The sequence below is a fragment of the Streptomyces sp. NPDC034043 genome, assembly GCF_055575675.1.
Genome location: NZ_JBVISF010000010.1, coordinates 36,437 through 50,320, shown reverse-complemented (window position 1 = coordinate 50,320; position 13,884 = coordinate 36,437). Strand labels below are relative to the sequence as shown.

Here is a 13,884-nt window from a genome sequence, read left to right as displayed (position 1 = left end):
TGAACCTGACACTGGTGTCAGGTTCTACGGTACCGGCATGACGCAGACACGACAGACCCCCGCCGCTTCCCGCCTCTTCACCTCCACCCGCCTCGGCGGCCTGGAACTCCCCAACCGCCTGGTGATGGCCCCGCTGACCCGCAACCGCGCCGGCGCCGACGGGGTGCCCGGGGACCTCATGGCCGCCTACTACGCACAGCGCGCCTCGGCCGGCCTGATCATCGCCGAGGCCACGACGCCGAACGCCGTCGGACAGACCTATCCGCACATCCCGGGGATCCACACCCCGGCGCAGGCCGCCGGGTGGCGGCGGGTCACCGACGCGGTGCGCGCCGCCGGCGGGCGGATGTTCCTCCAGCTCCAGCACGGCGGGCGGATCGGCCACCCCGACACCAGCGGCCACCTCCCGCTCGCGCCGTCCGAGGTCCCGCTCCCGGAGCCGCTGCACACCCCCACCGGGCTCCAGGACCCCGTCACACCGCGTGCGATGACGGAGGAGGACATCCGCTCCACCATCGCCGACTTCGCGAGCGCCGCCCGCAACGCAGTGGAGGCGGGTTTCGCCGGGGTGGAGGTGCACGCCGCCAACGGCCTCCTGCTCCACCAGTTCCTCGCGCCCAACACCAACCTGCGCACCGACGCGTGGGGCGGGCCGGTCGAGGGGCGGATCCGGTTCACCGTCGAGGTGGTCCGGGCCGTCGTCGAGGCCGTCGGGCCCGGGCGGGTCGGCGTACGCGTCTCCCCCGGGGTGGAGGTCAACGGCGTCGAGGAGAGCGACACCGAGGTGCTCTACCCGGCGCTCCTGGCCGCGCTGGCGGAACTGGAGCCCGTCTACCTGCACGTGGAGTACGCCGACCCGGACGGGCCCGGCTTCGCGGAACTGCGCGGGGCCTGGCCCGGCGTCCTGATCGCCAACCCCCGGACCTCCCGCGAGGAACTCGCCGCCGACGCCGGCGGGCGGCGGGGAGAGCGGCTGCTGGCGCGGGGCGCCGACCTCGTCGCCCTGGGGCGCGGCTTCCTGGCCAACCCCGACCTGGTGGAACGGCTGCGCACGGGCGCTCCGCTGAACCCGCTCCGCCCGGAGTTCCTGATGCACGTACACGGGCCGGAGGGCTACACCGACTACCCGGCGCTCACGGATGCGGCAGAAGCCGCCGATGCGGCCCGTGCGGCTTAGGGGCGCAGGGAGCGCAGCAGGAGGTCGGCGAGGTGGTCGGCGACCTGGTGCGGGGTGAGCGGGCCGTCCGTGCGGTACCAGGTGGACAGGTGGTGTACGGAGCCGAAGTAGTAGTCCACCACCAGGTCGGCCGGCGTGGCCGTGGAGAACACCCCGGTGCGCTGGCCCTCCTCGACCAGCGCGCGGAAGCGTTCGTGGTAGCGCCGGCGCTCCGCCCGTACCTGCTTGTACTTCTCCGGGCTGAGCTGGTGCATCGACCGGAAGAAGATCATCGCGTCGTCGAGGTTCTCGATCGTGGTGACCACGACATCGGCGGCGGCGGCCCGCAGCCGCTCGCCGACGGGGGCGTCGGATCCGGCCACGGCGTCGAGCCGCTGCTGCTGGAGGCGCAGCATGCGCGCGTACACCTCGTGCAGCAGGTCGTCCTTGGAACCGAAGTAGTGGTACAGCGCCCCCTTGGTCACCCCGGCCGCCTCGACGATCTCCTGCACGGAGGTGCGGTCGTAGCCGCGTTCGGCGAAGAGCCTGGTGGCGACGGCCAGCAGCCGCTGCGGCACCGGGGTCTCCCGGTTTCCGTCCTCGGGGCCCTCGGTGGTCCTGGCGGCCATGGTGCTCGCCTTCCTCTCCTGATCCTGACCTGTCCCGCGCTGTACGACCGTCCGACGATTTTCAGCCGCGCTCGCGCAGTTCTCGTCGCAGGATCTTGCCACTGGTGGTCTGGGGAAGAACAGGCAGGACCTCGACCTCGCGCGGGTACTTGTACGCGGCCAGGCGCTCGGCGCAGTACGCGGCGAGTTCCGCCGGCCCGGCCGAGGCCCCCGGGCGCAGGGTCACGTAGGCCTTGACGCTCTCCCCCCGGTAGGCGTCGGGGACGCCGACCACGGCCGCCTCCCGTACGGCGGGGTGGGTGTGCAGGACGTCCTCCACCTCCCTCGGCCAGACCTTGAACCCGGAGGCGATGATCACGTCCTTCTTGCGGTCGACCACGTAGAGCCAGCCGTCGGGGTCCATGAAGCCGACGTCCCCGGTGCGCAGTTCGCCGTCCGGGAAGGTTTCGGCGGTGGCCCCGGGCAGGCCCCAGTAGCCGGGCACGACCTGCGGTCCCCGTACGGCGATCTCGCCCGTCCGGCCGAGGGGCACCTCGCGGCCCTGCTCGTCGAGGATCCGTACGAGGGTCTGCGCGCCAGGGACCCCGACGGAGAGGGTGCCGGTGGCGGGGTCGACGGGCGCTTCGAGGTGCGCGGGGACCGAGGCGCAGGGGGCGGTGCACTCGGTGAGGCCGTAGCCGTTGCGCAGGTAGAACCCGAAGGAGGCGCGGAGGCGCTCGACGAGCGCGGGCGGGAGCGGGGCGCCGCCGGAGGAGACCACCTGGAAGGAGGCGAAGTGGTCCGGGGTGGCGTCGGGGTGGGCGGCGAGGGCCGTGAAGGCGGTGGCCGGGCCGATGGTGTAGGCGGGCCGGTGTTCGAGGAAGGCGTCGAGGACGGCCCCGGGGTGGAAGCGGTGCGCGAGGACGAGGGTGCCGGCGTTGACGAAGCAGGCGGCGAGCTCGCAGACCATGCCGGTGATGTGGAAGAGCGGGGCGAGGGCGAAGTACCCGGCGCCCTCGGCGAGGGGGTGGCCGGTGACCTGCCGGGTGGCGTTGTAGGTGACCGCGCCGTGCGGGTTGACGGCGCCCTTGGGGGTGCCGGAGGTGCCGGAGGTGTAGCTGATGAGGGCGGCGTCGGCGGCGCCGAGCCCCGGATCGGCCGGCGCGGGGCGGCTCTGCCGGGCGACGGCGAGCAGATCGGCGGGAGCGGCGGGGCCGGCGGGGTCGGCGGCGGGAGCGCCGGCGGCGGGAGCGTCGGCGGCGGAGTCGGACGGCGGGAAGACCCAGGGGTCGTCGCGGGTCTGGAAGTCCGTGTCCCGCGCGGTCAGGACGACCCGCACCCGGCTCCCCCGCACCGCCGCGCGCAGGTGCGCCCGCCACGTCCCGCCCTCGCACACCAGCGCCGCGGCACCGGAGTCGCGCAGGACGTGCCCGGCCTCCGCGGACTTGTACATCGGGTTGAGCGGGACGACCACCGCCCCGGCCTTCCAGGCGGCCAGCACCGCGAGCACGAAGTGCGGGGTGTTCTGCAGCATGACCGCGACCCGGTCGCCCCGCCCGATCCCCCGCCCGGCCAGGTACCCGGCGAGGGAGTCGGACAGCGCGTCGGCCTCGGCGTAGGAGATCCGGCCGTCGAAGTACGCGAGTGCCGTGCGCCCGGGGGCGCGGGCCGCGGCCGCGCGGAACGCGTGCAGGACGCTCGGCGGCGGTGCCACGGGGGCCAGCTGGGCGGGACTGAGCCGGCGCAGCCAGGGCCGGGCGGCGTACGGAGACCCGGTTGCGGGGGGCGTCACGAGCCCTCCCACTTCTGCTGGAGGCGGTTCATGGAGTGCAGCCACCGGTCGGGGCCGGTCGCGCGGGCGGCGTAGAAGTCCGCCACCTCGGGGTGCGGGAGGATCAAGAACCGGCCCTTCTCCATGCCGTCGAACAGTGCTTCGGCGACCGTTTCCGGCTCGATCGCGGTCGGCGCCAGGACGAGCTCCCCCGCCGAACCGGACGCGGTCAGCATGTCGGTGCGCACCCCCTGCGGGCAGATGGCGTGGACCTGGACGCCCCGGTGGCGGTAGGTCAGCGAGAGCCATTCCGCGAAGGCGAGGGCACCGTGTTTGGTGACACTGTACGGGGCCGCTCCGATCATGGTCAGCAGTCCGGCGGCGGAGACCGTGGACACGAAGCGGCCGCCGCCCCGCTCCAGCCAGTCGGGCAGCAGGGTCCGGACGGCGCGCACGTGCGCCATGACGTTGGTGTCCCAGGCCGCCTCCCAGACGGCTTCGTCGGCGAAGGCGTCGCCGCCGGAGGCGAGTCCGGCGTTGGCGCAGTACACGTCCACCGTGCCGCCGAGGGCCTCGCGGGCCCGCTCGGCGACCGTGGAGGCGTCGCCGGGGACGGCGACCGCCCGGGGGCCGATGGCGTCCGCCACGGCGGCGGCCTTGACGGGGTCGAGGTCGTTGACGGCCACGGTGGCCCCTTCGGCGGCGAAGCGGTGGGCGAGGGCCGCGCCGATGCCGCCGCCCGCGCCGGTGACGACGACTCGCTGGTCCTGGTACGCGCTCACGGGGGTCACCTTTCGTCACTGCCTGCCGGACCGGCCGGATCCCGGGCAGACTAACCAGTCGGTATGTGACGGCGGAAGGGGTGCGGGGCCTAGCGTGGCGGGATGACTCTGTCGCGACGCGGGGTGCTGGGACTGGCGGGAGCCATGGGGGCGGCGGGTGCGGTCGTCCCCGCGGGCGCGGCGGCGGGGGCCGCGGCCGGGCGGGTGCGTACCGGTTTCGAGCGGCTCGCCGCCGGCGGGTACGCGGAACTCGCCGGGCAGCGGATCGGGGTGGTCACCAACCCCACCGGGATCACCGCCGACGCCCGCCACCTCGTCGACGTACTGCACGCCGACGAGCGGGTGGACCTGGTGGCGGTGTTCGGGCCGGAGCACGGCTTCCGGGGGACGGCGCAGGCGGGCGGGTCCGAGGCGGCCACCCGGGACCCGGCCACCGGGCTGCCGGTGTACGACACGTACGGCAAGAGCGGGCAGGGGCTCGCGGACGTGTTCACGGCGGCGGGGATCGACACGGTCGTCTTCGACATCCAGGACGTGGGGGCGCGTTTCTACACCTACATCTGGACCCTGTACGACTGCATGCGCGCGGCCGCGCTGGCGGGCAAGGCGGTGGTGGTGCTGGACCGGCCCAATCCGGTGGGCGGGCGGCGGGCGGCCGGGCCGGTGCTGGAGCGGGCGTACGCGAGCTTCGTGGGCCGGGAGCCGATCGCGCTGGCGCACGGGATGACGGCGGCGGAGCTGGCCCTGCTCTTCAACGGCGAGTTCCCGGGAGCCGGACGGGTACGGCTGCGGACGGTGCCGATGTCGGGGTGGCGCCGGGAGTCGTTCTTCGGGGCGACGGGGCTGCCGTGGGTGCCGCCGAGCCCGAACATGCCGACCCCGGACACGGCGCTCGCGTACGCGGGGACCTGCCTCTTCGAGGGCACCAGCCTGTCCGAGGGCCGGGGTACGACCACGCCCTTCGAGGTGGTCGGCGCGGAGGGCGTGGACCGGCGGTGGGCGGAGGCCGCGAACGGGCTGGGGCTGCCCGGGGTGTGGTTCCGGGAGACCTGGTTCACGCCCGCGTTCTCGAAGCACGCCGGAAGGCTCTGCGGCGGGGTCCGGCTGGTGGTGCACGACCGGGAGGCCTTCGACCCGGTGCGTGCGGGGATCGGGCTGCTGGTGACGGCGCGGCGGGTGTGGAGCGGGTTCGGCTGGCGGGCGGACCACTGGATCGACCGGCTGACCGGCTCGGACCGGGTGCGGACGATGGTGGACGCGGGCGCCGGGGTGGAGGAGATCGCGGGCGCCTGGGAGGCGGGGCTGGCGCGGTTCTCGGCCGTGCGGGAGCGGTACCTGCTGTACCCGTGACGCGGGCGGGGGCTTCCGCACGGACCGGTGACGTCACGGGTCTGGCCGACGCGGCCCCGCGGCGGGATGCTGCGAGCACCGGAGGCTGCGCGGGTGAAGGGGGAGGCCATGGCGGACAGCGGCGGTGCGGCCGGAACGGGGATCGGGGTGGGCCCGTACCGGGAGCTGACCTTCGACGCCCAGGGCGACGTGGATCCGGCCGCCAGGGCGGCGGTGGCCCGGATCGAGGCGACTGACCTGCTGGTCTTCGCCCACGGCTGGAACAGCGACCGGTCCACCTCGACCAGGCTCTTCGACCGCTTCTTCGCCCCCTTCCCGGGGCTGGTGGGAACAGGGGTGCGGCTGGGGTACGTGGGGGTGGTGTGGCCCTCGATCCGCTTCCCTGACGAGCCGATACCGGACTTCGAACCGCACGGCGCGCTGCCGGGGGCGGAGTCCGGTACGGCGCTGGACGCCGCCGCGCGCGCGGCCCTCGCGGTGTTCTGGCCGGGACGGGAAGCGGAGCTGGACCGGGTTGCCGCGCTGCTCGCGGAGCGGCCGCAGTCGCCGGCGGCGTTCGCCGAATTCGGGTCGCTGGTACGGCAGCTGGTGCACGCCGAGCCGGCGGGCCCGGCTGCCGCGGCGGGGGTGCCGGCCGTCGCGCCGGGGGTTCCGGCCGTTTTCGTACTGGACACCCTGGAGGTGTGCGGGAAGCTGACCGAGGCCCTGGCCGAGGCGGAATCCGTACCCGGAGCCGCCCTCGGCGGCGGGCCGCGCTCCCTGTGGCGCGGGGCCAAGGAGCTGCTGCGCCAGGCCACGTACTACGAGATGAAGAAGCGGTCCGGGGTGGTCGGCGAGCACGGGCTCGGCCCCGTCCTCACCGACCTCGCGGGACGCCGGCCGGCCCTGCGCGTCCATCTGATCGGCCACAGCTTCGGCGCCCGGGTGGTGTCCTTCTCCTTGCGGGCCGTACCGGACGGCGCCCGGCACGTGAAGTCGCTGACGCTGCTCCAGGGGGCCTTCTCCCACTACGCGTTCAGCGACCGCCTGCCCCACGACCGGGGGCGCGGCGGCGCACTGGGCGGACTCCAGCGCAGGGTGGACGGGCCGGTGGTGGCCTGCCACTCCGTCCACGACTCGGCGCTGCGGGTGTTCTATCCGCTGGCCTCCCGGATGGCGGGCGATTCGGCCGGTCTGCTCGGTCTCGACGAGCGGTGGGGCGCGGTCGGGCACGACGGGGTGCGGGCGGTGTCCGGCGCGCGGCGGCTGAGCCTGGAGGCCGCCCTGCGGGACGGGCTGCCGGAGGCCGGTTGCGTCAGTGTGGACGCGGGCTCCGTGGTCCGGCGGGGCGGCGCTCCGTCGGGGGCGCACAGCGACATCTGCCATGCGGAACTCGCCCGGATCGTGGTGGCCGCGGGACGCATGGGGCGCTGATTTCCGGCCATGTGCCACCCGTACGCCTCGACCGCCCCCGCATGCGCCCACAGCCCGCCGGGCATGTTGGGCACGTCGCGGGGGGTCGCTTCGTTCGACGGAGTGACGCGGTCACGGGTATGGGCAGGGCACGGCGGAGGTGAAGGTACGTTGGCAGGTTTTCGGAGTCTGGCCTATCAGGTGCGCGACGCGCGCAACGACCGGGCCCTGCGGCGCCACTCGCTGCGGCGCTGCCTGGAGCGCTTCGCGCCCTACGGGCACCGGGCGACGTGGTGGCACCTGTGCGACCGGCACGGGATAGCCCCGGAGGACCGTGGCGCGGATCCCCTGCGGCTCGTCGCGGCACTGGAGGAGCTGGAGGACGCGCGGGCGGTCTGGCTGGAGTACGAGCGGCAGTTCGCGGAGCGGCGCAGACGCGAGAAGCACGACGGGGTGCGGCGGCCGGAGTGGGCCTGGGGCGGCAGCGGGGACGCCGTGGTGCGGTGCGCCGATCCGGGGGTGCGCCCGGAGGGGACGCTGGGCGAGGTGCTGCGGCGGCTGGTCTCGGCGCTGGAGTCGGAGCCGGGGACGGGGTGCCCGGTCTGCGGCGAGGAGGAGCTGTTCTGGCCCGCCGGGCTGGCGGGGCCGGGGTCGTGGGCCGGGGCGTGGTCGTGGGACGGGCCGGTCTGCGGGGGCTGCGGCATCGTGGTGCCCCGGCCGGCGCTGGCGGGCTCGGCGGTGGTGCACCAGGCGGCGGGCGCGGCGTGAGCGGGCCGCGCGGCGCCGGTGCGGCAGTGCTCCAGGCCGCGTTGAACGGCTCGCGGGACGCGGCCGACGGGGCGGCGGTGCCGCTGTCCCCGGCGGATCTGGCCCGGGCTGCGCTGGAGGCGGTGGCCGCCGGGGCCGGCGAGGTGCTGGTGCACCCGAGGACCCCCTGCGGGCGGGAGAGCCTCTCGCCCCGCGTGGTCGGGCCCCTGCTGGAGGAAGTGCGCGGCGCGGGGGTCCGCGTACCTCTGACGGTTCCGGCGGGTGTCGCGGCCGAGCCGGACGCGGCGGGGCGGCTGGAACGGGTGCGGTCCTGGACGGTGTTGCCGGACCGGGCGGCGGTGCCGTTCGCGGAGCCCGGTGCGCGGGAGCTGGCGCACGCCCTGCTGGAGCGGGGGGTGGCGGTGGACGCGGTGGTGCCGCTCGGGGGCGGGGCCGGGCCGGAGCCGCTGGCCCGGTTCCTGGAGTGGGCCGCTCCGGCGCCGGGGCGGGTCCGGCTGGTGGTGGAGCTGGCGGAGGCCGACCCGGCGCTGGTGGCGGGCCTGCGCTGGCTGCCGCCGGTGCCGGTGGTGCTGTACGGGCGGGAGGCCGCCGCCTGGCCGGTGCTGCGGCTGGCCGCGCGGTGCGGTGCGGGCGCGCGGATCGGCGTGGCGCAGGTGCTGCACCTGCCGGACGGGCGGCCGGCGCGCTCGAACGCCGAACTGGTGGCGGCCGCACTGGAGTTGCGGGACCGGACCGCTACTGGGACAGCCGGGAGCCGGTGAGGCGCCCGCCGAAGACGTCGTCCGGGTTGGACAGGGCGCAGTTCTTCAGCGAGAGGCAGCCGCAGCCGATGCAGTCGGACAAGTGGTCGCGCAGACGGCTGAGTTGCTCGATCCGCTGGTCCAGTTCCGTGCGCCAGTTCTCGGACAGGCGCGCCCAGTCCGCCGGTGTGGGGGTGCGCTCCTCCGGCAGTTCGGCCAGGGCCTCGCGGATGCTGGCGAGCGGTATGCCGACGCGCTGGGCGGCGCGTACGAAGGCGACCCGGCGCAGCGCCTCACGGCTGTAGCGGCGCTGGTTGCCGGCGGTGCGGCGGCTGCTGATCAGGCCCTTGGTCTCGTAGAAGTGCAGGGCGGAGACGGCCGCCCCGCTGCGCGCGGACAGCTGGCCGACGGTCAGTTCGTGGACTTTCTCGGGAATCTGCGGCACACGCCCGAGCCTAGCCGGAGGTCCGTTGACAGACGCACCAGGCCCCAGCATGCTGAGCAAGCGCTTATTCGCCTGAGCGCCGGAACCGGGGCCGGAAAGGAGGAACCGGCATCGGTATCGGCACCGGAACCGGCGGCGGACTGCGGAAGCCGGCAGTGGACAGCGGAAGACAGGGGCAGGGCATGGCCGAACCGAGGATCTTCACATCCGCCGAGGAGCTGCGCGCCAGCATCGGCGAGACGCTCGGCCCGAGCGGATGGCTGGAGGTGGACCAGAAGCGGATCGACCTCTTCGCGGACGCGACCGGGGACCACCAGTGGATCCACGTGGACCCGGAGCGCGCCGCCACCGGCCCCTTCGGGTCCACCATCGCGCACGGCTACCTGACGCTGTCGCTGCTGCCGAGCCTGGTGCCGCAGGTCATGCGGGTCGAGGGCATGCGGATGGGCATCAACTACGGCACGGACAAGGTGCGTTTCCCGGCCCCGGTCCCGGTCGGCTCGCGGCTGCGCGCCGCGGCCGTCATCACGGCGGTCACCGAGGCGGGCGAGGGCGTACAGGTCGCGGCGACCGTGACCGTCGAGCGCGAGGGCGGCGAGAAGCCGGTGTGCGTCGCGGAGTCGGTGTCCCGCTACTACTTCTGAGCCGTCCCGGGGGCCGGGCGCGCGCCCACCATCCGGAGCACGAGGTCGGCGTACAGCGCTCCGACCTCGTCGGGCGTGCGCGGTCCGGCGGTGCTGAACCAGCGGGCCACGTCGATGCACAGCGACAGCACGGCCAGCGTGGTGCCCGGGACGTCGGGGACGTCGAACTCCCCCGCCCGCACGCCCTCGGCCAGGATCCGGCGCACGGCCGCGTCGCTCAGCCGGCGCAGGGCGACGATCTCGGAACGGTGCTCCGGGGCGAGCGCGTCGAGCTCGTACTGGACCACGCGGGCGGTGGTGTGGTGCGCGGCGTGCCAGCGCACGAAGGACCGTACGGCCGCGTCCAGCCGGTCGGCGGCCGCCCCCGGCCCGGAGGCGGCGGTCTCCAGGATCTCCAGGGCCTTGTCGTGGCCTATCCGGCTGATCCGGTGGAGCAGCTCTTCCTTGGTCTTGTAGTGGATGTAGAGGGCGGCGGGGCTCATGCCGGCGCGGCCGGCGATGTCGCGGGTGGTCGTCGCGTGGTACCCGCGCTCCGCGAAGGCTTCGACGGCGGCCACGAGCAGCCGCCGCGCGGCGTCGGGGGTGACCTCCGACCACGGCTGGTAGCCGCCGGTCGTCTCCGCCGCGCTGTCCATCGCTCGCCCACCCTCTTCGTCCACTGGGAAGACGCCAGCTTACCGGAGGGTGAGCAAGCGCTTAGGGCAGTGACCGCTCCCGGGTCGCGACGCGGGCCGCTCCGGGGCCGCGTCGCGGGCCTGCTCCGGGCTACTTCGGCGAGAAGGGGTCGTACTCCGCCATGATCTTCTCCATCCGGGCCTGGTCGACCCGGCTGACGATCTGCGTCGCCTCCTGGCGGTCGCGGACGACCTTGGCGAGGGTGAAGGCCGAGGTGGTCAGGTAGAGGACGGCGATGCCGAGGAAGGCCCGGACCCAGCCGTCGACGTCCATGGTGTAGATCCCGATGGCCACGGCTGCGAGGGCGATGCCGAAGGAGGCGACGGCCTGGCCGTAGTACGCCCCCGTGTGCTGCTGCTTGACCGGTGTCTCGTTCATGGGCCCAGGATCGGACGCCGTGACCCGGGACACATCCGCACGGGTACTCAGACGGGTACTCAGACCGTCCCCCGCCCTCGCGGCGGTTTCCCTCCAGGACCGGGGTTCAGAAGGCGGAAACCCCGGTGCGGGCGCGGCCGATGAGCAGCTTCTGGATCTGGCTGGTGCCCTCGTAGAGGGTCATGACACGGGCGTCGCGCAGCAGCTTCCCCGCCGGGTACTCGTCGACGTAGCCGTAGCCGCCGTGCACCTGGAGGGCGTTCCCCGCGGCCCGCACGGCGGCTTCGGAGGCGAAGAGCTTCGCGGTGGAGGCCTCGGTGGCGAAGGGCTGCCCGCGGTCGATCAGGTCGGCGACCCGCCAGGTCAGCAGCCGGGCCGCGTCCACGTCGACCGAGATGTCGGCGATCAGCTCCTGGACCAGCTGGTGCCGGGCGATCGGCTTGCCGAACTGCTCGCGCCGGCCCGCGTACGAGACCGCCGCGTCCAGCGCTGCCTGGGCGATGCCGACGCAGCCGGCGGCCACCGACATCCGGCCCTTGGCCAGCGCCGACATGGCCACGGAGAAGCCCTTGCCCTCGGGTCCGAGCATCGCGGAGGCGGGCACGCGGACACCGTCGAGGGTGAGTTCGGCGGTGGCCTGGCCGCGCAGGCCGAGCTTGCCGTGGACCTCGCGGCGGGTGAGTCCGGGGCTGTCGGCGGGGACGAGGAAGGCGGAGATCCCCCGGTGGCCGGGCGTGCCGGCGTCGGTCCGGGCGAAGAGGAGGACGACGTCGGCCCAGGTGCCGTTGGTGATGAACATCTTGCTGCCGGTGATGACGTACGCGTCCCCCTCGCGCACGGCGCGGGTGGTGAGGGCGGCCGCGTCGGAGCCGGTGCCGGGCTCGGTCAGGCCGAAGCAGCCGAGCGCGTCGCCGGAGCACAGCCGCGGCAGCCAGGCCCGCTTCTGCTCCTCGGTGCCCCAGGCGGCGAGGGTCTTGGCGACGAGGCCGAGGGAGACGGAGACAATGCCGCGCACGGCGGAGTCCCCGCGGCCGAGCTCCTCGGTGACCAGCACGTAGGAGAGGTGGTCACCGCCGGAGCCGCCGTACTCCTCGGGGACGGTGAGGCCGAGGAAGCCGAGGTCCCCGAGTTTCCTCACGATCGAGCGGTCCACGCTCTCCGCGCGGTCCCACTCGGCGGCGTACGGGACGATCTCGCGGTCGGTGAAGGCGCGGGCGAGGCGGCGCACGGCCTCCTGCTCCTCGCTGAGCTCCAGGTTCACGGGTCCCTCCGGGGCCTGCCGGCCGCTCGCGGCTCTTAAACTAGCAGCGGTAGTTTATGTCGGGGCAGGGCCTACTATGTGGCGCATGGCCAGACCGCGCAACCCCCTCCTGAGCAGAGACCGCATCGTCGAGGCGGCGGGCGCGCTCGTGGACGCGGAGGGGCTGGACGCGGTCTCGACGCGCCGGCTGGCCGCCGCCCTCGGGGTGAGCGGACCCTCGCTCTACAACCACTTCCGCACCAAGGACGCGATCCTGGACGCGGTCGCGGACGCGGTGAGCGCGAAGGTCGACCTGTCGATGTTCGACGGCGGCGAGGACTGGCGGGGCGCGCTGTACGACTGGGCGCATTCGTACCGGGAGGCCCTGGCGGACCATCCGAACATCGTGCCGGTGCTGGCGCGCGGGCCGGGCCGGCGCCCGGCGGGGCTGCGGCTGGCGGACGCGGTGTTCGGCGCCATGACGGCGGCGGGATGGCCTCCGGCCCACGCGACCCGCATCGGCGCGCTGATGCGGTACTTCATCCTGGGCTCGGCGATGGCCTCCTTCGCCCGGGGTTTCGTGGACGACGAGGCGGCGTACGACCCGGCGGACTACCCGCACCTGGGCCAGGCCCACCTGCTGGCGGAACGGCAGCGGGAGGTGGACGAGGGTGCCTTCGAAACGGGCCTGACGGCCCTGCTGGACGGCCTGACCGTCCAGTACGAGGGGCTGCGGGCGGGGTCGCCGCGGGTGTAGGGGGCGGCGGCCGGGGGTGGCCGCCCCCCGGGCGGGCCTGCCCGGGGGCCGGGCGCTCGGCGCGGCCCCCGGGGCGGGCGGCTAGAACACCACCAGCGAGCGGCCGCCCTTGCCCTCGGTCATCGCGTCGAAGGCGGCCGGGATGCCGTCGAGGGTGATGCGGTCGGTGACCATGGAGCCCAGGTCGAGGCGGCCGGCGCGGACGTGTTCGGCGATGACCGGCAGGTCGCGGGCCGGGTCGCTGTTGCCGTACACGCAGCCGCTGAGGGTGCGCGCGAAGTGGAAGATCTCCAGCGCGTGGAAACTCACCTGCTGGTCCTTGCCGCCGATGCCGACGACGGTGGTGCGGCCGCCCCGGCGGGTGGACTCCCAGGCGGCGCGGATGGTCCGGGCCCGGCCCACGCACTCGACGGCGACGTCCGCGCCCTGCCCGCCGGTGAGAGCGCGGATCTGCTTGGCGGTGGTGTCCGAGGCGAGCACGAAGTCGGTGGCCCCGGCCGCGCGGGCCAGTTCCTCCTTCGCCGGGGAGACGTCGACGGCCACGATCGGCCCGGCCTGGGCGATCCGGGCGGCCTGGAGGGCCGCGAGGCCGACCCCGCCGACGCCGAACACCGCCACCGACTCGCCCGGGCGGACCTGGGCGCTGTGGTGCACGGCGCCGTAGCCGGTCAGGACGGCACAGCCGAGCAGGGCGGCCTCGGCGAGCGGGATCCCGGCGGGCGCGGGCAGCACGCAGTTCGCCGCGACGACGGTCTCCTCGGCGAAGGCGGCGACGTTGAGCCCGGGGTGCAGCTCGGTGCCCTCGGCGTCATGGGCGTACACCGCGCCGACCCCGGCCAGGGCCTTGGCGCAGAGCCAGACCTCGCCGATCCGGCAGTGGTGGCACTCCCCGCAGGAGGGAGCCCAGTTGAGCACCACCCCGTCGCCCGGGGAGACGTGGGTGACCCCGTCGCCGACGGCGAGGACCGTCCCCGCGCCCTCGTGGCCGAGGACGGCGGGAACGGGCACCCGCATGGTGCCGTCGGTGAGGGAGAGGTCGGAGTGACAGACTCCGGCGGCGGCGAGCCGCACCCGGACCTGACCGGGTCCGGGATCGGGCAGCACGATCTCCCGTATCTCCAGCGGGGCTCCGACAGCGGGCAGGATGGCGGCGCGGACCATGGTCGTCGTCTCCGTGT

15 protein-coding genes are annotated in these 13,884 nt (G+C 74.7%); 7 read left to right on the top strand and 8 right to left on the bottom strand.

Annotated features, from left to right (window positions below):
- Positions 1-37: 37 nt before the first annotated feature.
- Positions 38-1,177 (top strand): alkene reductase, encoded by a 1,140-nt coding sequence (locus ACZ51S_RS23390; RefSeq protein ID WP_468476441.1) that lies wholly within the window; start codon positions 38-40, stop codon positions 1,175-1,177.
- On the opposite strand, the gene ACZ51S_RS23385 is transcribed toward ACZ51S_RS23390, so the two are convergent.
- From ACZ51S_RS23385 to ACZ51S_RS23375, 3 genes are all read right to left on the bottom strand, one after another.
- A complete protein-coding gene (locus ACZ51S_RS23385; protein ID WP_388943506.1) occupies positions 1,174-1,785 on the bottom strand; it encodes a TetR/AcrR family transcriptional regulator in 612 nt (203 codons plus the stop codon). The two genes, ACZ51S_RS23390 and ACZ51S_RS23385, sit on opposite strands and share 4 nt — an antisense overlap.
- A 61-nt stretch (positions 1,786-1,846) precedes the next feature.
- Positions 1,847-3,556 carry a class I adenylate-forming enzyme family protein gene (locus ACZ51S_RS23380; RefSeq protein WP_468961892.1) on the bottom strand — a complete coding sequence of 570 codons (1,710 nt, stop codon included), beginning with the start codon at positions 3,554-3,556 and terminating at the stop codon, positions 1,847-1,849.
- Positions 3,553-4,326, bottom strand: coding sequence for an SDR family oxidoreductase (locus tag ACZ51S_RS23375; RefSeq protein WP_468476443.1), 774 nt, complete (start codon positions 4,324-4,326; stop codon positions 3,553-3,555). Before ACZ51S_RS23375 ends, ACZ51S_RS23380 begins: the two co-directional genes overlap by 4 nt.
- Positions 4,327-4,419: 93 nt before the next feature.
- Between ACZ51S_RS23375 and ACZ51S_RS23370 the strand changes: the two genes are divergently transcribed.
- The 4 genes from ACZ51S_RS23370 to ACZ51S_RS23355 all read left to right on the top strand — a co-directional run bounded on the left by ACZ51S_RS23370 (position 4,420) and on the right by ACZ51S_RS23355 (position 8,588).
- Entirely contained in the window at positions 4,420-5,667 is a 1,248-nt protein-coding gene (locus ACZ51S_RS23370; protein WP_468803035.1) for an exo-beta-N-acetylmuramidase NamZ family protein, read from the top strand.
- Between the two features lie 108 nt (positions 5,668-5,775).
- Positions 5,776-7,080, top strand: a complete 1,305-nt coding sequence (locus ACZ51S_RS23365; protein WP_468961891.1) for a serine-threonine protein kinase — start codon at positions 5,776-5,778, stop codon at positions 7,078-7,080.
- Between the two features lie 150 nt (positions 7,081-7,230).
- Positions 7,231-7,827 carry a hypothetical protein gene (locus ACZ51S_RS23360; RefSeq protein ID WP_388943492.1) on the top strand — a complete coding sequence of 199 codons (597 nt, stop codon included), beginning with the start codon at positions 7,231-7,233 and terminating at the stop codon, positions 7,825-7,827.
- Positions 7,824-8,588, top strand: a complete 765-nt coding sequence (locus ACZ51S_RS23355) for a 3-keto-5-aminohexanoate cleavage protein (protein ID WP_468476446.1) — start codon at positions 7,824-7,826, stop codon at positions 8,586-8,588. Before ACZ51S_RS23360 ends, ACZ51S_RS23355 begins: the two co-directional genes overlap by 4 nt.
- Here the strand turns inward: ACZ51S_RS23355 and soxR are convergent.
- Entirely contained in the window at positions 8,563-9,012 is a 450-nt protein-coding gene (soxR, locus tag ACZ51S_RS23350) for a redox-sensitive transcriptional activator SoxR (RefSeq protein ID WP_388943488.1), read from the bottom strand. The two genes, ACZ51S_RS23355 and soxR, sit on opposite strands and share 26 nt — an antisense overlap.
- A 182-nt stretch (positions 9,013-9,194) precedes the next feature.
- Between soxR and ACZ51S_RS23345 the strand changes: the two genes are divergently transcribed.
- Entirely contained in the window at positions 9,195-9,656 is a 462-nt protein-coding gene (locus ACZ51S_RS23345) for a MaoC family dehydratase (protein WP_468961889.1), read from the top strand.
- Here ACZ51S_RS23345 and ACZ51S_RS23340 read toward each other — a convergent pair.
- From ACZ51S_RS23340 to ACZ51S_RS23330, 3 genes are all read right to left on the bottom strand, one after another.
- Complete coding sequence (locus tag ACZ51S_RS23340) at positions 9,647-10,291, bottom strand: TetR/AcrR family transcriptional regulator (RefSeq protein WP_468476448.1); 645 nt, start codon at positions 10,289-10,291, stop codon at positions 9,647-9,649. The genes ACZ51S_RS23345 and ACZ51S_RS23340 overlap by 10 nt on opposite strands.
- A gap of 130 nt (positions 10,292-10,421) precedes the next feature.
- Entirely contained in the window at positions 10,422-10,709 is a 288-nt protein-coding gene (locus tag ACZ51S_RS23335) for a YiaA/YiaB family inner membrane protein (RefSeq protein WP_388943481.1), read from the bottom strand.
- A gap of 106 nt (positions 10,710-10,815) precedes the next feature.
- Positions 10,816-11,970: an acyl-CoA dehydrogenase family protein gene (locus tag ACZ51S_RS23330; RefSeq protein WP_468476449.1), complete on the bottom strand. Its 1,155-nt coding sequence runs from the start codon at positions 11,968-11,970 to the stop codon at positions 10,816-10,818.
- An 85-nt stretch (positions 11,971-12,055) separates the two neighbouring features.
- On the opposite strand from ACZ51S_RS23330, the gene ACZ51S_RS23325 reads away from it, so the two are divergent.
- Complete coding sequence (locus ACZ51S_RS23325) at positions 12,056-12,706, top strand: TetR/AcrR family transcriptional regulator (protein WP_468961887.1); 651 nt, start codon at positions 12,056-12,058, stop codon at positions 12,704-12,706.
- An 81-nt stretch (positions 12,707-12,787) separates the two neighbouring features.
- Here the strand turns inward: ACZ51S_RS23325 and ACZ51S_RS23320 are convergent, their stop codons facing one another.
- A complete protein-coding gene (locus tag ACZ51S_RS23320) occupies positions 12,788-13,867 on the bottom strand; it encodes a Zn-dependent alcohol dehydrogenase (RefSeq protein ID WP_468887588.1) in 1,080 nt (359 codons plus the stop codon).
- Between the last annotated feature and the right edge of the window lie 17 nt (positions 13,868-13,884).